The organism is Qipengyuania algicida (assembly GCF_009828025.1).
Classification (GTDB): domain Bacteria; phylum Pseudomonadota; class Alphaproteobacteria; order Sphingomonadales; family Sphingomonadaceae; genus Qipengyuania; species Qipengyuania algicida.
Genome location: NZ_WTYA01000008.1, coordinates 98,205 through 118,737 on the forward strand (window position 1 = coordinate 98,205; position 20,533 = coordinate 118,737).

Here is a 20,533-nt window from a genome sequence, read left to right on the forward strand (position 1 = left end):
CGACTACCGCGTGGCCCTAGTCCGTTTGGCAGACTCAACTTTGCGCATCGTTAGAACGACTGCTCCTACAAAGGGAAGAAGCCAGATCAACCGCATTTGATAACGTGCATGGGCCGTCGAAAGGGCGCCGCAAATCGCGTCATTTGCAAGGATCGCGACTAGCACGAGCGCGCAATAAATTGCGATGTCGTCTTTCGAGAAATCGCGTCTGATCGCCGCACGCGACAAATACCACATGACAACAAGCAGCGCGCCCAACGAGGTGACGATCGTGGCGACCACGCTGAATGACGTTGGCATGGTATTCCGTGCCGCTCGCGTCGTGGCAATATCGGCAGCGATAGACGCAGGATATCGTATCGCAAGACCGTCCACGCGAGAGCCGGGATAATTGAAATTGGCGAGGTCGAAGCCGACCAGCATTTTTATCGCCCCCTGCACGGAAGTCCCGATAACGGTGCCGGGTTCGTATTTCAGAACAGCCAAGGCAAATCGCTTGTCCTCACGCGCCATCCGCTTTTGTTGGGCTGCGGTCGCCACTTGGAAAACCCCCTGCCCCTCGCGGTCGCTCCAGAGGAAATAATCGCTGGGTTGAGGAAGATTGGCAAGATGTTGGCACAGTTCCCAGCTGTTCGGCTTCGTCGGGCAAGTTTCACGCAAGTACGCCAGCCCAGGTCCATCTTCGGTCAGGCGAGCGGAAAGAAACGGCGGAGACATCGGCTGGGTGCGCAATGCACGCTCAACCGAGACATTGAAGGCAAGATTCCCCAGCACTGCGATGAGCACGATCGGAATTGGCATCATCGCCGCTTGCCAGCTGATCCGTCCGAGCAGCCAGAGCAAGCCACCCAATAAGCCGATAACGATCGTGAGCAGCAGGATCGTCGTGTGAAAGCTGGCCATGATGCCGCAAGCGAGTGCCAGCAATACCCGTTCGCGGCGCGACAGTCTGGCCCAGAAGACGATCAGCGTGGCGAGAGAAAGGATGAGCATACCGGAATAGATGTCCGGCATCAGCATCGAAACATAGAATGGTAGTGGAGACAGGAACACGAGTACAGCAAGGCCGATGTAAGGCCAAAATCGTCGTTCCGCGGGCAGCCCGCGCAAGGCGACAGAACTACAGAAGATCAAGAGCCCGGCAACCAGCAACGCCTGCAAGGCAATTGCAGCCCATGCACCGAGCGCCCGCATCGGGAAATAGACCAGAAAACCGTAATAGATCGACCGTCCTTTGAGAACCGGCCGGGTCGGTTGCAGGACATTATCCCGATCTGACATGCCATGCGCATTCACTTGCGCTTGCGAATGGTCTGCAGAACCGATTTTGATCCTGTCGGACCATTCCGATGGGGAGCCTGTGACAAACAATGTCGCCGCATCGGCGGAGCGGATATAAGAGCTGGTGTCTGGAAACCAGAAGGGCCCGCCGTTGATATAGGCTGGCCACAACAAGCTGATAGCCGTCGCAATGATAAGAAGGAACCCGCGAAGCTTCATTGGAAAAGATGTCCTTTAGCGTTCGAGTGATTTCCACTTAAAAATCAATTGCCTAACGTAACCACTGCATTGCGGTGAACGCCCGTTGAAATCCCGGCCCTCATGTTAAAATGCTGCACTGCAAATAGAAGCTGTTCGCTTTCGGGTAGTCAACAGCAATGAACGCCCAACCTGCCGACCTGTGCCAATTTTGTCCAAAAACCCGTGAAATCACTACCGCGAGAGGATTCTGAGTCACCAGTCCTGGTCGCGAATGCCGTCAACTTAGCGTTCAACAATTCGCAACGACAAACGATTGAGGCCGCAAATGAAGGTGCTCATAGCGCATACTGGATCGCCTTCCAGCTCGACCGTCTCGATCCGGTCAAGCAATTCTCCGGGCAGGGTTCGCATTTCCACAAGGGCGAGATGGCGGTTGGCGCTGAGACCGGTATCGAATTTGCGCGGATCCTCGAACTGCACCTAGCCTTGGTGGGCACCGACATATTTGAGCATCAGCCGGTCGACCTTGGTATCTTCGGGCGAGGGCGCGGCGCTTACGCCGCCGCTCCTTCCGCGGCCTTGAGCTTATACTCGTCTCGCAACTCGCGCTTGTAGAGCTTGCCGTTGGCCTCGCGCGGCAAATCGGCCCGGAAATCGAATTGCTTCGGCATCTTTATGCGGCTGAGACTGGGAGCGAGGAAGTCGCGCAATTCCTGCTCCAGGCCCTCGCCAGCCTCATCCATGTCTATCGGCTGGATGACCGCAACGACCCGCTCGCCAAGGTCAGCATCCGGCGCGCCGATCACCGCCGCGTCCATCACCTTGTCATGGGTGACGAGCAGGTTCTCGATCTCCTGCGGATAGATATTGACGCCACCGGAAATGATCATGTGGCTCTTTCGGTCGGTGAGGTAGAGATAGCCGTCAGTATCGAGATGGCCGATGTCGCCCAGCGTCATCCAGCCGCGCTTGTGCATCGCCTCTGCGGTTTTGACCGGGTCGTTGTGGTAGGTCGGGACGCTATCATTCTCGAAATAGATCAATCCGTCGCTTTCGGGTGGCACTTCCTTACCATCCGGGTCGCATACGTGCACCGTACCGTGGATCGCCTTGCCCACGCTGCCGGGATGGGCCAGCCAGTCCTCCGATTTGATCAGCGTCATGCCGATCCCTTCCGACCCTGCGTAATATTCGATGATGATCGGGCCCCACCATTCGATCATCGCCCGTTTGACCGGCACCGGGCAAGGTGCAGCGGCGTGGATGGCGCGCTTATGGCTCGACAAATCGTAACGGCTGCGCACCGCCTCATCGAGTTTGAGCATACGCACGAAATGGGTCGGCACCCACTGGCTGTCGGTCACGCGATAGCGCTCGATTACGGCCAGCGCCTCCTCGGGATCGAATCGCTCCATGACAATCACCGTGCCGCCCAGACGCTGCGCAGTCGTGCACCAAGCAAGCGGCGCAGCATGATATAGTGGCGCGGGCGAGAGATAGACCATGCTGCCATCGGTCGGCATCCCCGCGCCCATTACCGCCAGCCCGACCAGCGCGTTCACCGCCAGCACGTCGTCATTTTCCGGCGGCTTGGGCTTGACCCCCTTGGGACGTCCCGTGGTTCCGGAGGAATAAAGCATATATTGCCCGGGCAGCGGGTCATCGAGCGGCGCATCGTCATGCTCCGCCAGCGCGGCCTCCAGATCATCTGCGCCGCCTTCGCCCAGCACCAGGAACGAGCAGCCGCTGCACTCGCGGCGCAATTCGGCAACGAGATCGGCATATTTCACCGAGGTGACCAGCATCCCGGCCCCGGCATCCTGCATAATGTATGCAATCTCGGGAGCGGTGAGCCGGGTCGATACCGGGACCATCATCGTGCCCGCACGCTGCGAACCCCACACCAGCTGCAGATAGAGCGCGTGGTTTTCCATGAGCACGGCGAAACGGTCGTCGCGCCCCAGTCCTTTGCCGCGCAGCAACCGGGCGAAGCGGTTGGCCGTGCGATCCATTTCGCCATAGCTGATCGTCTGCCCGCTGGCGGCCATGATGATCGCGGGATGATCGGGGCGCGCCTGCGCATGGGTAATCGGATGCATCGTGTTCTCTCCCAACCGGCCTCTTGGCGGACCGAATAGTTGCGAGAAGAAACCTACGCCTCTGGAGAGTACGGGCAAGAAAAAAGGCAGCAGGTTTCCCTGCCGCCTCTTCGTCCCCAGCCCGTCAGCCAGACAGTAAGATTATTCGCTGTCGTCGTCGCTGTTGTCCATCATCGCCAGCATCGGTGCCGTCGGGTCGCCCTGCGCTTCCATATAGGGCGCAGGATTGACGGCATGGCCATCGACGCGGACTTCATAGTGCAGATGCGGGCCGGTCGAACGACCGGTCGAGCCGACATAGCCGATCAGCTGGCCCTTCTTGACGGTCTCGCCGGCGTGAACCGCAACCTTGGAAAGGTGGCCGTACCGCGTTTCCATATCCGCACCGTGTTCGATGGCGATATAATTGCCATAGCTCGAGAACGGACCTGCACGCTCGACGACGCCATCCGCCGGAGCATAGACCGGCGTCCCGCGCGGCGCGGCAAGATCGATGCCCTTGTGCATCCGCAGGCCGCCGAGCACGGGATGCTCACGCTCACCGAATGGGCTGGTCACCCGGAAATTGTTGACCGGGGTGCGCGACGGGATCGCAACGCTGTTGGCAATCGTGCGCGGCTGGCTCTGCTGGGCACTCCAGCTGGCAAAGAGCTGGTGAAACTGGGTGTCGGGGTTCTGGTTGGTGACGCCCGTGCCCGCTGCGGGCTGGACCACCGGGGCAACATAATTGGGAGATTCAGCAGAAGCCGGAGTGGCTGCGATCCCGAAAACTGCGGCTGATGCCGCAAGCACGACCGTAGCGCGCCGAATAATGCGATTGTCCATATTTGACCCGTCCAACCCGCGACTTGTGTCGCGACCCTTCTTTTCTGACCGAATGGAACGCCCCCGCGTTTCCGCCCGGCTTTGCGTTTGACTTCGGAACCCTCCGCCGTCTCGTGAGTTAGTGGTTAAGGGCGCAAAGGTTTACGAAGCAATACCCGCGTAATAGCCGCGCGGCAGACCGGCTGCTTGGCGCGCCGAGTCGTTGAATGGTGCTTTAATGCGCCCCACGAAATGCTTCCTGACAAGATTTTGCCATAATTTCCGCGGGCATTCGTCGCGGGTGAGGCTCACCTTGTCGAAGTGCTTTACACCGATTCCTACATGGCGGACTTCGTCGTCAAGGATTCGAGACAGGATCAGCGCGCCCGATTCGTCACCGCCTTGGCGTATGCGATCAATCATTGCGGGCGTAACATCCAGCCCGCGCGCTTCCAGCACCATCGGCACGACGGCCAGTCGGGCAGCGACATCACCTTTGGTGTCGCAGGCCGCCTGCCATAACCCATCGTGCACCGGGAGAGCGCCGTAGAGGCTGCCGAACTGGCCAAGCTTGCGAGCCAGCAGGGCGAAATGCATCGCTTCGTCGGCGGCAACTCCGAGGAAATCGGAGACGAACTCTTCGCCCTGCTGCGCCCCGAAGCGGCCAGCCATGTCGAGCGCCAGATCGATCGCCACGAATTCGATATGCGCCAGCGCGTGCCACGATGCGACTTGCGCTCGCAAGGACCCGCCACGTCCGCGCCTCGGCATTTGCGTTGGCGGCAGCAGTTCGAGTCCGTCCGGCCAGACTGGCCGATCTGGCATGGGCTCAGGAAAGGAAAATACGAGCCGCCCGAGCCGCCAGTCGCGCGCAACCCGGCGTGTGGCGCGAATTTTCTCCTTCGGCTCCCCGGTCAGCAAGGCAGCGCGGATCGCCGAGCCCAGCGATGGCTTATCCGCACTCACGCAGAGCGCGCGGCTGCGAGCACTTCGGCGGCGTGGCCCTTGACCTTGACCTTGTTCCAAACGCGCTCGATACCCCCGTCAGGCCCGACCAGATAGGTCGTGCGGACCATGCCCATGAAGCTTTTGCCGTACATCTTCTTCTCCGCCCAAACGCCGAGCCGATCGGACAGCCCGTCCTCCTCGCGATCGGTCGCCAGCGGCACTGTCAGCGTATGCTTGGCGATGAAATTGCGATGCTTTTGGGGCGAATCCTTACTGATCCCGAGCAGCGCCACGCCAGCTTCGTCGAAATCGGGCTTGAGCGCTGAAAAATCGGTCGCCTCTGTAGTGCATCCGGGCGTGTTGTCCTTGGGATAGAAGAACAGTACGACCCGCCTGCCGGAAAAATCGCCAATGCTAACGGTCCCGCCGTCCGGGGTCTCCAGAGAAATATCGGGAATGGGGTCGCCCACCGCTGCCGTGTCGCTCATGTCGTTTCCAGCTCCTCGTTGAAATGCTGTTTCCAGCCGCTCGCTACAGCTTCGCGCGCGCTATTCAAACCGTCGAGTAGTCCGGCGATATCGCCATGACCGGTCTGCCGTGCGAGAACCCCCGCCGCGCTCCCCACCGGCATTTCCAGTTCAGGCGCCAGCAGCCGCGCCCCGACCAATAGCCGCGTCATCAGCCGATGGGCTTCGATCAGTTCCGGCGCAAGGAGCTCTGCTTCGACCAGCGCGACGACCGCTGAATCGAGATCGGGTGTTAGCGCAATCCTGTCGCGCAGTTGGAGGAAGTGAACCAGGAATTCGAGATCGACCAATCCGCCACGCAGCAGCTTGGCATCGAGTGGACCGCGCGGTGGCTTGTGCTGAGCCATCTCGAAGCGCATCGCCAGAACGTCGCCGCGCAGCTTGTCGGGAGCGCGCGGGATATTGAGGATCGTCTGGACGATCGCATCCAGTTGCGCAGACGCTTCAGGCGACCCGGCCAGCACCCGTGCGCGGGTCAACGCCATATGCTCCCATGTCCAGGCGTCTTCGCGCTGGTAGCGCTCGAATGCCGTCAGTCCTACCGCCAGCGGCCCTTGCGCGCCTTGCGGACGCAATCTCGTATCGACCTCGTACAGCGCACCCTCAGCGGTCGGGACGCTCAGAGCGGCAGTTACGCGCTGAGCGAGTCGATTATAATAAAGCGTTTTGCCAAGTGGTCGCGGACCATCCGATTCGCCCTCTCCTTCAGTGAAGAGGTAGATGACATCGAGATCGGACGCATGGGTCAGCGCACCACCGCCAAGCCTCCCGAGGCCCAGTACCAACAATTCGCTGCCCTCGATCCGGCCATGGACGGTAGCAAACTCGTCCTGCGCCTTCTGACTGGCGACTTCTATGGCCGCCTCCGCCACGCGCGACAGCCCGGCTGCGATATCCAGCGGATCTTGCGACGCCTCGATCAATTGCATCCCGAAGGCAAAGCGCCGTTCGCTGACCACCACACGGATGCGGTCGAGCGCCTTTTCATAGGTGTCGCCCACCTCGCGACGGCGCATGTCCCCCGCCAGTTCGTCGACGCTGGCGGTCGACGTAAACGCACTGCGATCGATCAGCGTGCCCAGCAGTTCGGGTCGACGCGCTAGTTCGTCGGCCAACGGCGGGGCGATGGCGAGGCAATCGATCAACAGATCGAGCAGCCCGGGTCGTGCTTCGAGCAGGCGGAAAATATTGATCGCGCTGGGCAGGCGTTCGAGCAGCGTTTCCCACCGCACCAGCGCCAGCTCGCCATTTTCCGCGCCGTCGAAAGCCCCAAGCAATTGCGGGCGGATAGCATCGAAGGCGGCAATGGCCGCCGGGCTGCGCAGGGAGCGATAGCGTCCGTCGGTCCAACGCTCGACCCGCTCGATGAGCTGTTCGGGCGCGCTCGCCCCGGCCAACTCGCAACTGGGCCTTTCGGGACCATCGATCAGCCTGTCGAAGCGCGACGCCACATCTGCACAAACGTCCCGCAATTGCTCGACCAGTTCGCGCCCACCCTTGAACCCATCGAGCCGCGCAACATTGTCGAGCGCGTCGCCTTCTGGAAGCGTGTGGGTCTGATGATCGCCCACCATCTGCAAGCGGTGCTCGACGATGCGCAGCCGATCGTAGGCCTTGCCGAGGACCTGCGCGTCTTCGCTCGTGATGATCCCTGCTTGCGCCAGCGCATCGAGTGCAGCCCGCGTGCCGCGCTGACGCAGCTTGGGATTGCGCCCGCCATGAATCAGCTGGTGCGTCTGCGCGAAGAACTCGATCTCGCGAATGCCTCCGCGCCCCTGCTTGAGATTGAAACCGGGTCCGGGCTCGGTCGGTCCGGCATAGCGATCGCGAATCCTGAGCGAGAGGCGCCGGCTTTCCTCGATCGCCCCGAAGTCGAGGCTCTTGCGCCATACGAACGGTCGGATCGTGTGGAGGAATTTCTGACCGGCCGCGACATCGCCTGCCGCAGCGCGCGCGCGAATGAAGGCGGCCCGCTCCCATGCCAACGCCGAGCTTTCATAATGAGACAGCGCTGCGTCGAGCGAGATGGCAAGCGGGCTCACTTCGGACGCCGGACGCAGGCGCAGATCGACTCGAAAGACATACCCGTCCTGCGTGTTTTCCGAGAGCAGCCGCATAATCTCGCGCGCATAGCGCTGCGCCGCCTCGCCCGGTTCGTCACGCTCGCGCCGCGGCAACGTATCGGGATCATAGAGCAGGATCGGATCGATGTCCGAGCTGTAGTTGAGCTCACCCGCACCGTGCTTGCCCAGCGCCAGTGCGATGAAACCGGCAGGCTCGGCATTCTCCACCCGCCCCGTGATCGCGGTGGCAATCGCGCGGTCGAGCGAGCGGTCGGCCAACGCGCTCAATTCGCCCATCACCCGGCTAAGCGGGAAAGCCCCGGCCAGATCACCGATAGCCAACGCGACCGCCAGCGCCAGCCGCTCGCGGCGCATCGCGACCGCCGGATCGGCGTCTTCACGCCCTGCCTGCCGAGCATAATCGAGGGCATCCTCAGCCCGGCCTGCCGCGAGGAGATCGGCAAGCTCTGGCAATCTGTCGAGACCATGCGCGAGAAAAGGAGCATGGGTTCGAGCGCGAACAAGCGCCCCATCCCAGTCAGCTTCGGAGACAAGCTTTCCCATCGCGCTGCCATGCCCTGCGTCCGTCCGGCGAACAAGTCGCGGTTGAACGCAGCCCGCTTGCCCCTGCCCGGCATTGCTGCCAAATCGCTCGCACGTTCTTGATCAGAGAGGGGTCTCACATGTTCCGCAAATTCGCCATCGCCGCCAGCGCCATCGCGCTGACCTCCTGCGCCAGCACTCCCATCGACACCTCGATGATCTCTGTACCGGCGGAAACCGACCTCACCGCCGCGCAGGCGGAAGTCGCCGTGGCACCCTCGATTCCGCTGATGAAGGCAGTGACCAAGCGCCTCTCGCAGGACGATTTCGAAGGCCGGGCACCGAGCACCGCCGTCGAAACGAAAATCCTCGATTACATCGTGTCGGAGTTCAAAAAGGTCGGGCTGAAGCCGGGCAACCATGGTCAATGGCTTCAGGAAGTGCCGACGGTCGAAATCACCGGGGGCGATTATACGCCGCTGACCATCAAAGGCGGCGCGCAGCCACTGTCGTTTAATTTCGGCGATCAATATGTTGCCGTCAGCTACCGCGTGACACCCAAGACCGAAATCAAGGACAGCCCACTGGTGTTCGTCGGATACGGCATCAACGCGCCCGAGCTGGGCTGGAACGATTATGCCGGTATCGACATGCACGGCAAGACGGCGGTGATCCTGGTCAATGATCCCGACTATGCGATGAACGAGCAGACCGGGCTCTTCAAAGGCCGCCGGATGACCTATTATGGGCGCTGGACCTACAAGTTCGAAGAAGCTGCGCGCCAGGGTGCCGCCGCAGCAATCATCGTCCATGACACCTTCCCCGCCGCCTATGGCTGGAACGTCGTCAACTCCAGCTGGACCGGCGCGCAATATTACGTCCAGAAGAAGAACGACAACATGGATCAGACCATGGCCAATGGCTGGGTCCAGAAGCCTGTCGCCGAAGCAATCCTGCAGGATGCCGGGCAGGATCTGGCATCGCTGACCGCCGCCGCTCAGCGCAAGGGCTTCAAGGCCGTCCCGCTAGGCCTCACCGCCAGTTTCGGTTTCGACAACAAGATCCGTCGGGCGACTTCGCACAATGTCGTGGGCATCCTGCCCGGAACCAAGCGCCCCAACGAATACGTGCTCTATTCCGCACACTGGGACCATCTGGGCCACTGCACGCCCGACAAGACCGGTGACGACATCTGCAATGGCGCGGTCGACAATGCCACCGGTGTCGGCGCGATCACTGCGCTGGCCGATGCCAATCATCGCTATGGCCCCGCCGAAAGGAGTCAGGTGTTCATCGCGCTGACACTGGAGGAATCGGGCCTGTTGGGATCGGAATATTACGCCCAGAACCCTATCTATCCGCTCAACCGCACGGTCGGCGGGGTCAATATCGACGCATTGCTGCCGGGAGACCGCGCACGCGACTATTCGATGACCGGCGGTGACAAATCGCAGCTGACCGACCTGTTCCGCCGCGCCCTGAAGGATCAGGGACTTTATGAATCCGCCGAGGAATCGCCGGAAAAGGGGCATTATTACCGCTCTGACCATTTCAGCTTCGCCAAGCGGGGCGTGCCGATGTTCGATATCGGACGCGGGACCGACTGGGTTCATGGCGGCAAGGCGGCTGGGGAAGCTGCGGCCAAAGATTATGTCGAGAACCGCTATCACCAGCCGAGCGACGAATGGTCCGACAACTGGAACTGGGCTGGGATCACCCAGGATCTCGGCCTTTATTACCAGCTCGGCCGGATGCTCGCCGACAGCGACGTGTGGCCCAATTGGCGCAAGACCGATGAATTCCGCGCAGTGCGCGACAAGGATTGCGCGAAAGCTGATGCGGGATGTTGAGGTGAAATCGCGTTTATGACCCTTCGAATGCCGCCCGAATGGGCACCGCAGGAATGGCTCTGGATCGGCTTTCCTCACGACGCTGACGAATGGCCCGAGGTGCTTGCGCGTGCGCAGGAACAAATTGCCGCATTCGCCAGTGCGGTTGCGGACAGTGGCCAGGAAGTGCGCCTGCTGGTGCGTGACGCGGCAAACGAGGCGCGCGCGCGCCAGCTCGTAGCGCCGTCCGTCACTCTTGAGCGGCAAGAGTACGGCGATGTCTGGCTGCGCGATACCGGGCCGCTGGTGCTGCTCGACGAAAACGGCCGCCGCAGTGCGCGGCGGTTCGGCTTCAACGGCTGGGGCGGCAAATATCTGATGGACGGGGACCAGACGATCGGGGCCGAGCTGGCGCGCGACGCCGGCCTGCCACTCGATACGTCGGACTGGATTCTGGAAGGTGGCGCAGTGGATGGCGATGGCACCGGGTTGGTAGTCACGACCGAACAATGCCTGCTCAATCCCAATCGCAACCCGCAATTGTCGCGCGAGGATATAGAGCAGCGGATGACCAGCGATCTGGGTTTCAACCGGGTGCTCTGGCTTGGGGACGGACTGATCAACGATCACACCGACGGCCACGTCGACAATCTGGCGCGCTTCGTCGGCCCCAACCGCCTCGCTCTGCCCCGCGCAACCGGGCCGGACGACCCCAACGCAGCCATTTATACCGATGCGAAGCGGCGGGCGGAGGATTTCGGGGTTGAGGTCTGCGAGATACCCTCGCCCGGTCGCATGACACGGGGCGATTTCGTCGAACCGGCAAGCTATGCCAATTTCGCGATCACCAGCCACCTCGTCGTCGTGCCGACCTTCGGATCACCGCATGATAACGAAGCGGTTGAAGCGATCGCGGCGCTGTTCCCGGACCGCAGCACGATTGGCCTGCCAGCCGACGCGGTATTGGCGGGCGGCGGCGGTTTCCACTGCGCCAGCCAGCAGATGCCCCGGGGCGCGATTTAACCTTTCGTTAGCCTTTTCGGCGGACAATGCGGGCATGGCCAAGGCAATCGCTCTTACGCGGACGCAGTTCAACGCGCTCACCGATCCCTTCGAGGTCGCACGAATGGTGATCGTGGCAGGCTGCGCACTGTCGCTGATACTGGCCCAGGGCTGGCTGCCCTTCTGACTTGCCGTGACGGAGAGGGCTTCCACCCTCGCTGTAAGGCGCAATCGCTGGAATGAGGTGCTATTCGCGCGCCGAAGCAAACCAGATCACGTGACGCGGCCCTTTGCCATTGCTGCGTGATGCAACTATGCTTTCCTCGACCGAGAATCCGGCCTTGAACAATCGCCGGGTGAACGCCGGGTCGGGGGCTGCAGACCAGATTGCAAGCGTTCCTTCGGGGGTAAGCGCACGTCTCGCCGCTCTCAATCCGGTGGGCGTATAAAGCGCATCGTTCTCGGCGCGGACCAATCCGTCGGGACCGTTGTCGACATCGAGCAGGATCGCGTCATAGTCGCCGCGCGCGCCAGCGATGGCGGAGGCGACATCGCCCATCACCAGCTCGACCCGCGGATCGTCGAGACAGCCCGCGGCAAGTTCCGCCATTGGCCCACGCGCCCATTCGATGATCTCGGGCACCAGCTCGACTACGGTAATTCGCGCGTCGGCGGGAAGCGCGCGCAAGGCGGCGCGCAGGGTGAAGCCCATGCCATAGCCGCCGATCAGCAAATGCGGCCGCTTCACGCCGGTCAATCGCGCGATGGCCATCGTGGCCAAGGCCTCTTCGGACCCCCATTTGCGCGTCGACATCAGCTCGTTGTAGCCGAGCACGATCATGAAATCGCGATCGTGGCGGTAAAGCTCGAGCACTTCTCCGCCAGGCACTTGCGCCCGGCCCAGCAATTCGCGCGCGATCACGCCGTGAGATCGGGCGGAGTCGCCTCGGCCTTCAACATCGCAATCGCCTCGTCGAGTGTCATCACGCGCTGATCCTTCTCGCCCAGCGTGCGCAACGCCACAGTGCCTTCCTCGGCCTCGCGCTTGCCGACCACAAGCAGCTGCGGAACCTTGGCCAGCGAGTGCTCGCGGACCTTGTAGTTGATCTTTTCGTTGCGCAGATCGCTCTCGGCGCGCAGGCCCGCCGCTTCCAGCTTGGCCAGCACCTCCTTGGCATAGTCGTCGGCGTCGGAGACGATCGTCGCTACCACCGCCTGCACCGGGGCGAGCCACATCGGCAGGCGACCGGCATAGTGCTCGATCAGAATGCCAATGAAGCGCTCATAAGATCCGAAGATCGCGCGGTGGAGCATCACCGGGCGATGCTTGTCGCCATCCTCGCCGACATAGCTCGCATCGAGCCTTTCGGGCAGCACGCGGTCCGACTGGATGGTGCCCACCTGCCAGGTTCGCCCGATCGCATCGGTCAGATGCCATTCGAGCTTGGGCGCGTAGAAGGCGCCTTCGCCGGGCAGTTCTTCCCAACCGTATTCGGCATTGGCCATGCCCGCTTCGGCAACCGCATCGCGCAATTCCTGCTCCGACTTGTCCCACAGCTCCTCGCTGCCGAACCGCATCTCGGGCCGCAGCGCCAGCTTGATGTCATAGCTGAAGCCGAAATCCTTGTAGACGCTGTCGGCCAGCTCACAGAATTTCTGGACCTCGCCGACCACCTGATCCTCGGTACAGAAGATATGCGCATCGTCCTGGGTGAACTGGCGCACGCGCATCAGTCCGTGGAGCGCGCCATGCGGTTCGTTGCGGTGGCAGCAGCCCATTTCGCCCAGCCGGATCGGCAGGTCGCGATAGCTTGTGATGCCCTGTTTGAAGACGAGAACGTGCGCCGGGCAGTTCATCGGCTTCAGCGCCATCCACTCGGCTTCGTCAGAGACCAGCGCGCCCTCGTCCTCGGTATTGGGCACCTCGTCGGGGATGACGAACATGTTTTCGCGATACTTGCCCCAGTGGCCCGACTGTTCCCACTGGCGGGCATCCATCACTTGCGGGGTCTTGATCTCGCGATAGCCGCCGCCGTCCATCTTGCGGCGCATATACGCTTCCAGCTCGCGCCAGATGCGATAGCCTTTGGGGTGCCAGAAGACGCTGCCATGCGCTTCTTCCTGCAGGTGGAACAGGTCCATCTCGCGCCCCAGCTTGCGGTGGTCGCGCTTGGCGGCCTCTTCCAGCCGGTTGAGATGCGCGTCGAGCTGCTTCTTGTTGAGCCAGCCGGTGCCATAAATGCGCGTAAGCTGCGCATTCTTCTGGTCGCCGCGCCAGTACGCGCCCGCCACCCGCATCAACTTGAACGCCTGCGGGTCGAGCTTGCCGGTGCTGGGCAGATGGGGGCCGCGGCACATGTCGAGCCAGTCCTCGCCGCTCCAATACACCGTCAGGTCCTCGCCCTCTGGCAATTCGGCGGCCCATTCGGCCTTGAAGCTTTCGCCCTCCTCCTTCCAGCGCGCGATCAGATCCTCACGACTCCACACCTCTCGGCGCAGCGGCTTGTCGGCCTTTATGATCCGCCGCATCTCCTCTTCGATTGCGGGCAGGTCATCCATGCTGAACGGCTCGCGACCCTCGGGCGCCATCACGTCATAATAGAACCCGTCGTCGGTCGCCGGGCCGAAGGTAATCTGCGTGCCGGGCCACAACGCCTGCACCGCCTCTGCCAGCACATGGGCATAGTCGTGGCGCGCCAATTCGAGCGCATCGGCCTCGTCCCGCGAAGTGACCAGCGCCAGCTGCGCATCACCCTCGAACGGGCGGGTCAGGTCGCGCAGCTCACCATCCACACGCGCGGCCAGCGCTGCCTTGGCAAGGCCGGGGCCGATCGCCGCGGCGACATCCGCCGGGGTCGATCCCGCGGGCATTTCGCGCACCGATCCATCGGGGAGGCTGATCTTGAGAAGTTCCGTCATCGTTTCCACGCTTGTCCTTGTCGCGGTGGCGCCATGGCACAAGCGGGCGCGCGCCGGAAGTGGGGCGTTGCGAATTGGGTGAACCGGTTTTCGGGAAGCCAACGCCGCGCCGCCCGAAACCGGGCGACGGAGCCTCGCGTCAGAGCGCGAGCGACCGCCCCCGGGCGAACCGGGTGGTGGTAGTCAGCGAAATGGCAAATGGTCGAGCCATGGTGAGGAGATAGCCCTGCAACAGTGTCCGTTCAAGTCAGTCCGATATGACAAGCACTCGCGCCTATATGGAAAGCTTAGTTGACATTACCTCCATCGTGTGACAAATACACTTTACATAAAGGAAAGGACACCTCTCATGCGCAAGCTTATTCCCGCACTCCTGCTCGCCGCCGCCATGATCGGCATCGCCGTGCTGGCCGTGTTCGACATCATCCCCGAAAAATACGCCCAGTTCGCGCCGCTCGCCCTGATCGCGCTGTTCCCCGGCGTATGGATGGGGCGCAACCGCACTTGCTGCGCGAGCAAGCGGACCGAGGCATGACGTCCACCGCCAACTCCGCAGCGCGCAAATGGATCGTGCTGTTCGTGATTGCTGCGGCGGTTATCAGCGTGCTCAAGCTGACCGGGGCCATCGATTCTACCACCGGCTTCATCCTGCTGGCGGTTGCGATGCTACTGCTGATACCGTTTCAGCGTGCACTGGCGCGCAGCCGCTCAAGCGGAGCGAATCAGGCTTCTGTCCGATATACCAGGCGCATCGTGATCAGTTCGCTGCTCTATGTGCTGGGTCTGGGCATCGCCATCACGCTCGACCGGCGCATGGAGCTGACCGGTGCGATGGCTCTTGTCATTGCGCTGTTGCCGGTGCTGCCGATCTTCGGGATGATCTGGGCGATGGCGCGCTATATCATAGAGGAAAAGGACGAATTCCTGCGTCATCGGGCGATCATGGCTGCGCTCATCGGGCTTGCCGCCGTGCTGGGGATTGCGTCCTTCTGGGGCTTTCTCGAGCAGTTCCGGCTGGTGCCGCACGCCTATGGCTGGTGGGCGTTGCCGATCTGGGCCATCGCAATGGGGCTGGCGCAAGGAATCCTGGGCTGGCGCGATCGGCGGGAGGCGGGCGAATGAACAACCGCCTCAAAGTGCTCAGGGCCGAGCGCGACTGGAGTCAGCAGGATCTCGCCGACCGGCTCGGCGTCAGCCGCCAGAGCGTCAACGCGATCGAGAAGGGGCGCTACGACCCATCTCTCCCGCTTGCGTTTCGTATTGCAGCAATTTTCGAAAAGCCGATCGAAGATATCTTCGAACCCGGCCTGGAGTAAACACAGCCCGCATCACTGCCGCCTAACATCTTGACTTCCCTAAAGCATGTGCAATCATCGCTGCGGGGAAAATAGAACAGGGGCACAATCGATGCACGGGGTCGGTTCTGAAGGCGAAAGCGCCTTCACATTCGAAGGCACTTGGCGTGAGTACGCGCCAATCGCCTTCACCAATCTACTGCTCACTATCGTCACACTCGGTATCTATCGCTTCTGGGCAACGGCACGGACACGCCGTTACCTGTGGTCGCGTAGCCGGTTTGTGGACGAGAATCTGGAATGGACCGGGACGGGCAAGGAACTGTTTTTCGGGTTTCTGCTGGTAGTCCTTTTGGTAATCGCGCCCTTTTTCATCCTCTCGCAGGTCGCCCAAGCACTACTCATTCGCGGACAAAGTGTGCTTGGCGGCATAGTGTCGGCGATGGCGGTTCTGGCAATCTACTATCTCGGCGGCGTCGCACGCTTTCGCGCCATCCGATATCGCCTGTCACGCACGCGCTGGCGCGGCATTCGCGGCGGTACCGACAACCAAGGTTTCGCATACGGCCTTAGCTATATGTGGAAGACGTTCGTCGGCACCATCGTTTTTGGGCTGATGATACCTTGGTCGATGACCAGATTGTGGAACGAGCGCTGGCGTGCGATGAGCTTTGGACCTTTCCCGTTCGAAGCAGATGCCGCGTGGCAACCCGTCTTCAAGCGCTTCCTGCTGTTTTATCTTGCCCCGCTGCTCGGGTTCATCGGCATGGCAGTAGTATTGGCTACCGGCGCTCTCGCCGGATACGGGATGGGGGGCGATGCTGGCGCCAAGGTCGGCATGGGACTCACCATCGTCGCATTGGTGCTATTTTTCTACCTCGGGCTGGGGCTGATCGCGGTGGCGTTCTACGCGAAATTCTACCGCGAAGCGGTCGGTTCAACACGCTGGCGCGAGCTGCAGTTCTCGTTCGAAGCATCGACCGGTGATTGGGTGAAACTGCTGCTGGGCGACATCGCGCTGGTGATCCTGACCCTTGGTATTGGGATCATTTTTCTGTCCTATCGCCACTGGAAGTTCTTCATGGTTCACATGGAAGCATCCGGAGAGATCCTGCTCGACGAGTTGACGCAATCGACGACCCGTACCGCTACACACGGGGAAGGCTTGCTCGACGCTTTCGATATCGGCGCGATCTAACGATGAGCGATCCCAATGATGCGGTAAGCGCCGTCTGGTACGACGGGGTGAACGCCTTGCGTCACCAAGGCGAAGTGCATTGGGATCGCCCTGCCGTCCTGCAGCTGGTCGAGAGCAACGGCGAGCTGTTGGAATGCCCCCTGGATGATCTGCGGTTTGCCGAAGTCATCGGCAATCGACGAATCTACAGCCGTTCCAGCATACCCGATTTTCGGCTGAGATTGCCGCGCGAACTCCCAGAAGATCTTGCCCGGCTCCTGCCTGCCGCCAGTGTCTACGGTAAGTGGATTGATCGGTTTGGGCTTTGGCGGGCAGCGGCCGTGCTGGCGGTTTTCAGCGCCGCCTGCGCCGCCTTGTTCATGACCGCGCCGCAGTGGCTCGGCCCAATGATACCATGGAGCTGGGAACAGCGGCTCGGCGATGCGATGGTTGGAAATTTCGGCAATCGGCTCTGTTCAACTCCACAAAGCGACCGGGCCTTGGCGAAACTGCTGGGAGAGATTGATCCCGGAGACCGCAGGATCCGGGTCGGCATCGCGAATATCGGGATAGTCAATGCCGTGACCTTACCGGGCGGACATATCCTGTTGTTCAATGGGATTATCCAGCAAGCCAAGAGTCCTGACGAGCTTGCAGGCGTGCTGGCGCATGAGGTGGGCCATGTACAGGAACGTCACGTCATGACCGCGCTATTGCGTCAGTTCGGCCTGTCGATCCTATTGTCGGGAGCCAACACGAATGTCGGCAACACTGCATTCGGTGTCGCTTCGATGAGTTATTCGCGCGCCGCAGAACGGCAAGCCGATGCCGATGCGCGCGCATCGCTGGCACGGGCAGATATCTCACCGATGGGGGCTGCGAATTTCTTTGCACGGATGGCGAATAAGACCGGCGATGACGGAGATGATGCCTCAATTGCAAGCTGGCTCGCATCTCACCCATCCTCGGTTGAAAGGGAAAAGGAATTTCGCAGCAGCGCCGTGTCGGGCAAAAAGTATCATCCCGCACTGACGCCCCAGGAATTCGCCGCACTGAAGTCTGCCTGCAAGAACGACAAAGACGTCCAGGGTTTCGATTTCTTCTGACCGCTTGCAATCGCGCTTTGGGATCATGACTTTAAGGTTATGACCCGGAATGTTCTGTCTCATTCGCTATCCGACGGGCGCAGCATCGCCTTTCGCCATTTGCCCGGCGCTGGACCGACCCTCGTTTTTCTGCCCGGCTACATGTCCGACATGAGCGGGTCCAAGGCGACGGCGCTGTTCGACTGGGCCGGCGAGCACGGCCGTGCCTGCCTGCTGTTCGATTATTCGGGTTGTGGCGCGAGTCCCGGTGATTTCGCCGATGGCACATTGTCGCGCTGGCGCGACGAAGCCGTTTCGCTGATTGAGGCGGAGGTCGAGGGGCCAATCGTGCTGATCGGTTCTTCGATGGGCGGCTGGCTGATGCTGCTTATCGGCGAAGCCCTGGGCGAGCGGCTGGCGGGCATGGTCGGCATAGCCGCAGCGCCAGATTTCACCCAATGGGGCCGCAGTGAAGAGGAAAAGGCGCAGTTTGACGCTGGCGAGACGATCTATGATCCCAACCCCTACGGTGCCGAGCCGACCCCGATGCATGCGGGCTTCTATCGCGATGGGCAAAGTCTTCTGTGTCTCGACAGGGATGTCCGAATCACCTGCCCGGTCCACCTGCTGCATGGCCAGCAGGATCCCGACGTACCATGGGAGATCAGCCTCAGGCTGGCAGAGGCGCTGTGTTCGGACGCGGTACAGGTGACGCTGGTCAAGGACGGCGATCACCGCCTTTCGCGGCCGCAGGATATCGAACTGCTGCTGCGCATCGTTTCCTCACTTACCAAGGCCTGATTCATGCTCGCTCTAGCTCCCCTATTGATGATGGCGCAGGTCGGCGTCGATCCGACCGGCGGCGCTATCCCCGGCATCCCGGACGAATTGCGCAATCGCCCGCCACGCGAACAGCGATCGGCGATCAAGTCGATCGAGAAGGACAAGCCATCTGCGCGGCTCGAACCTTGCCTCAAGCAGGCATCGAACGATCCCAAATCGGCGCTCGAGACTGCCAAGGACTGGCGCCGGATCGCGCGCAATTCAGAGCGTGCGCAGGCCGCAGAATGTCAGGGCATGGCGCTGGTCGGGCTGGAGCGTTTCGGCGAGGCGCAGGACGTCTTCGCTTCCGCCCGTGCCGAAGCGCCCGAGGGCAGCGTCGACCGTGCCCGGCTCGGCGCGATGGCCGCCAATGCCGCGCTGGCCGGTGGTGACGCTAAGGCCGCACTGGCGCAGGCGGGAACCGCGCTGGCCGATGCCAAGGCTGCGGACGACAACCCGATGGCCGCGGGGATCGAACTCGATCGTGCTCGCGCGCTGGTCAGCCTGAAGCAGCCCGAACAGGCCGCCGAAGCGCTGGCCAGTGCGCGCACCCTCGATCCCAAGAACGGCGAAGCGTGGCTGCTCTCCGCCACCCTCTCGCGCCGGATGAACGATCTTGCACAGGCGCAAACCCAGATCGAACAGGCCGCCATCCTGAGCCCTCGCGACCCTTCGGTCGGCCTTGAAGCCGGGGTGATCGCCGCGCTCGCCGGACGCGACGAGAACGCGCGCAAGAGCTTCCAGTCGGTGATTACCCTTGCCCCCGACAGCGAGCAGGCGAAACAGGCGCAGGGCTATCTGGACCAGCTCAAGCCATGACCGATTTTTCCGTTCTCGACCTCGTTCCCGTCCGCGAGGGCGCAACGCTCGAACAGGCCTTCGCTGACGCCACAAGCCTCGCCCAGGCCGCCGAAGGATTGGGGTGCAAGCGGTTCTGGGTGGCCGAACACCATGCGATGCACGGCATCGCCGGCGGCGCGACTTCGGTGGTGCTGGCGCATATCGGTAACGCTACCAGCAAGATCCGGGTCGGGTCGGGCGGGATCATGCTGCCCAACCACACCCCGTTCCAGATTGCCGAGCAGTTCGGGACACTGGCTGCATTGTTTCCCGGTCGGGTCGATCTGGGGCTGGGCCGTGCGCCCGGAGCAGGGCCGGAGCTGCAACGCGCGCTGCGCAAGGACCTTCACCGCGCGGCGGAAATGTTCCCGCAGGACGTCGCCGAGCTTCGCGCGCTGCTGACCGGCGAGCCCGAACTTCCGATCCGCGCCACCCCCGGCCATGGCAGCGAGGTCGAGATGTGGATGCTGGGCTCCAGCCTGTTCGGCGCGCGCCTCGCCGCCCAGCTTGGCCTGCCTTATGCGTTCGCAAGTCACTTCGCGCCCGATCACCTCGATGCAGCGCTCGAACTCTATCGCCGTGACTTCACGCCTTCGGCGGCGCTGTCCGAACCGCATGTCATGACGGCGATGAACCTGTTCGCCGCCGACAGCGAGGAGGAGGCCGAGTTTGTCGCCTCTTCCCAATTGCAAGCCTTCGTGAACCTGCGGACGGGAAGACCGGGACGCCTTCCGCCGCCGGTCGAAGGCTATCGCGGCAGCCTGCCTGCCAATGCGCAGGCGATGCTCGCCCATATCGGTCAGGCTTCGGCCATCGGAACCGCGGAACAGGTCGCAGAAACGGTGCATGCGTTCATAGACCGGACCGGAGCGGATGAGATCATCTTCGCCGGTCCGACCTTCGATCCCGAAGCGCGGATTCGATCGCTCGGCCTCGCAATGCGCCATCTCGCTTAAAAACGGGTCTTGTCCCGCAAGTTTCTTACGCATTTCCGAACAAGACATTACAGATATACCGCGTGTCCTTGCTCGCTTGCAGGCGCGCTGTCATGGGCCTAGGGGCGGCGGGTTGATGGCCCGCCCGCATTGGCGCGGTGCC

Annotated in this window: 19 protein-coding genes and 1 pseudogene; 11 read left to right on the plus strand and 9 right to left on the minus strand. The window is 62.0% G+C overall.

The genetic code is table 11. The annotated features are described in order from the left end of the window. Nucleotides 1–3 precede the first annotated feature (3 nt). The 7 genes and pseudogenes from GRI58_RS11170 to GRI58_RS11200 all read right to left on the minus strand — a co-directional run. Nucleotides 4–1,281 (minus strand): hypothetical protein, encoded by a 1,278-nt coding sequence (locus GRI58_RS11170; RefSeq protein WP_160753687.1) that lies wholly within the window; start codon nucleotides 1,279–1,281, stop codon nucleotides 4–6. Between the two features lie 483 nt (nucleotides 1,282–1,764). Continuing rightward, nucleotides 1,765–1,962, minus strand: a complete 198-nt coding sequence (locus GRI58_RS15675; protein ID WP_237452264.1) for a hypothetical protein — start codon at nucleotides 1,960–1,962, stop codon at nucleotides 1,765–1,767. 74 nt (nucleotides 1,963–2,036) lie between these two features. Next, on the minus strand, nucleotides 2,037–3,581 hold the full coding sequence (locus GRI58_RS11180) for an acyl-CoA synthetase (protein ID WP_160753689.1): 1,545 nt from the start codon (nucleotides 3,579–3,581) through the stop codon (nucleotides 2,037–2,039). Between the two features lie 141 nt (nucleotides 3,582–3,722). Continuing rightward, the gene (locus GRI58_RS11185; protein ID WP_160753690.1) at nucleotides 3,723–4,406 is read right to left on the minus strand and encodes a M23 family metallopeptidase; all 684 of its coding nucleotides are present in this window, start codon (nucleotides 4,404–4,406) and stop codon (nucleotides 3,723–3,725) included. A gap of 141 nt (nucleotides 4,407–4,547) precedes the next feature. After that, nucleotides 4,548–5,351 (minus strand): DUF455 family protein, encoded by an 804-nt coding sequence (locus tag GRI58_RS11190; RefSeq protein ID WP_160753691.1) that lies wholly within the window; start codon nucleotides 5,349–5,351, stop codon nucleotides 4,548–4,550. Continuing rightward, nucleotides 5,348–5,821: a peroxiredoxin gene (locus GRI58_RS11195; protein WP_160753692.1), complete on the minus strand. Its 474-nt coding sequence runs from the start codon at nucleotides 5,819–5,821 to the stop codon at nucleotides 5,348–5,350. Before GRI58_RS11195 ends, GRI58_RS11190 begins: the two co-directional genes overlap by 4 nt. Nucleotides 5,822–6,297: 476 nt before the next feature. Beyond that, a pseudogene (locus tag GRI58_RS11200) lies at nucleotides 6,298–8,487 on the minus strand ([protein-PII] uridylyltransferase family protein); the annotation flags it as partial. A gap of 119 nt (nucleotides 8,488–8,606) precedes the next feature. Here GRI58_RS11200 and GRI58_RS11205 point away from each other — a divergent pair. Genes GRI58_RS11205 through GRI58_RS15785 form a run of 3 tightly spaced genes read left to right on the plus strand, consistent with a single transcriptional unit; the run spans nucleotide 8,607 to nucleotide 11,484 of the window. Then, nucleotides 8,607–10,316, plus strand: coding sequence for a M28 family metallopeptidase (locus GRI58_RS11205; RefSeq protein WP_160753694.1), 1,710 nt, complete (start codon nucleotides 8,607–8,609; stop codon nucleotides 10,314–10,316). 15 nt (nucleotides 10,317–10,331) lie between these two features. After that, entirely contained in the window at nucleotides 10,332–11,318 is a 987-nt protein-coding gene (locus GRI58_RS11210; protein WP_160753695.1) for an agmatine deiminase family protein, read from the plus strand. Nucleotides 11,319–11,352: 34 nt separating this feature from the next. After that, nucleotides 11,353–11,484: a hypothetical protein gene (locus GRI58_RS15785; protein WP_272916344.1), complete on the plus strand. Its 132-nt coding sequence runs from the start codon at nucleotides 11,353–11,355 to the stop codon at nucleotides 11,482–11,484. A gap of 60 nt (nucleotides 11,485–11,544) precedes the next feature. Here the strand turns inward: GRI58_RS15785 and GRI58_RS11215 are convergent, their stop codons facing one another. After that, nucleotides 11,545–12,219, minus strand: coding sequence for a spermine/spermidine synthase domain-containing protein (locus GRI58_RS11215; protein ID WP_160753696.1), 675 nt, complete (start codon nucleotides 12,217–12,219; stop codon nucleotides 11,545–11,547). Beyond that, a complete protein-coding gene (thrS, locus tag GRI58_RS11220) occupies nucleotides 12,216–14,216 on the minus strand; it encodes a threonine--tRNA ligase (protein ID WP_160753697.1) in 2,001 nt (666 codons plus the stop codon). Before thrS ends, GRI58_RS11215 begins: the two co-directional genes overlap by 4 nt. A 349-nt stretch (nucleotides 14,217–14,565) precedes the next feature. On the opposite strand from thrS, the gene GRI58_RS11225 reads away from it, so the two are divergent. The 8 genes from GRI58_RS11225 to GRI58_RS11260 all read left to right on the plus strand — a co-directional run bounded on the left by GRI58_RS11225 (nucleotide 14,566) and on the right by GRI58_RS11260 (nucleotide 20,391). Next, entirely contained in the window at nucleotides 14,566–14,751 is a 186-nt protein-coding gene (locus GRI58_RS11225; protein WP_160753698.1) for a hypothetical protein, read from the plus strand. After that, nucleotides 14,748–15,338 (plus strand): hypothetical protein, encoded by a 591-nt coding sequence (locus tag GRI58_RS11230; protein WP_160753699.1) that lies wholly within the window; start codon nucleotides 14,748–14,750, stop codon nucleotides 15,336–15,338. Before GRI58_RS11225 ends, GRI58_RS11230 begins: the two co-directional genes overlap by 4 nt. Further along, nucleotides 15,335–15,532: a helix-turn-helix transcriptional regulator gene (locus tag GRI58_RS11235; protein WP_160753700.1), complete on the plus strand. Its 198-nt coding sequence runs from the start codon at nucleotides 15,335–15,337 to the stop codon at nucleotides 15,530–15,532. Before GRI58_RS11230 ends, GRI58_RS11235 begins: the two co-directional genes overlap by 4 nt. A 91-nt stretch (nucleotides 15,533–15,623) precedes the next feature. Then, nucleotides 15,624–16,709 carry a YjgN family protein gene (locus GRI58_RS11240; protein ID WP_160753701.1) on the plus strand — a complete coding sequence of 362 codons (1,086 nt, stop codon included), beginning with the start codon at nucleotides 15,624–15,626 and terminating at the stop codon, nucleotides 16,707–16,709. Between the two features lie 2 nt (nucleotides 16,710–16,711). After that, nucleotides 16,712–17,794 carry a M48 family metallopeptidase gene (locus GRI58_RS11245; RefSeq protein ID WP_160753702.1) on the plus strand — a complete coding sequence of 361 codons (1,083 nt, stop codon included), beginning with the start codon at nucleotides 16,712–16,714 and terminating at the stop codon, nucleotides 17,792–17,794. A 39-nt stretch (nucleotides 17,795–17,833) separates the two neighbouring features. Continuing rightward, complete coding sequence (locus tag GRI58_RS11250; RefSeq protein WP_160753703.1) at nucleotides 17,834–18,574, plus strand: alpha/beta hydrolase; 741 nt, start codon at nucleotides 17,834–17,836, stop codon at nucleotides 18,572–18,574. Between the two features lie 3 nt (nucleotides 18,575–18,577). Beyond that, entirely contained in the window at nucleotides 18,578–19,414 is an 837-nt protein-coding gene (locus tag GRI58_RS11255; protein WP_160753704.1) for a tetratricopeptide repeat protein, read from the plus strand. After that, nucleotides 19,411–20,391 carry an LLM class flavin-dependent oxidoreductase gene (locus GRI58_RS11260; protein WP_160753705.1) on the plus strand — a complete coding sequence of 327 codons (981 nt, stop codon included), beginning with the start codon at nucleotides 19,411–19,413 and terminating at the stop codon, nucleotides 20,389–20,391. Before GRI58_RS11255 ends, GRI58_RS11260 begins: the two co-directional genes overlap by 4 nt. Nucleotides 20,392–20,533 lie beyond the last annotated feature (142 nt).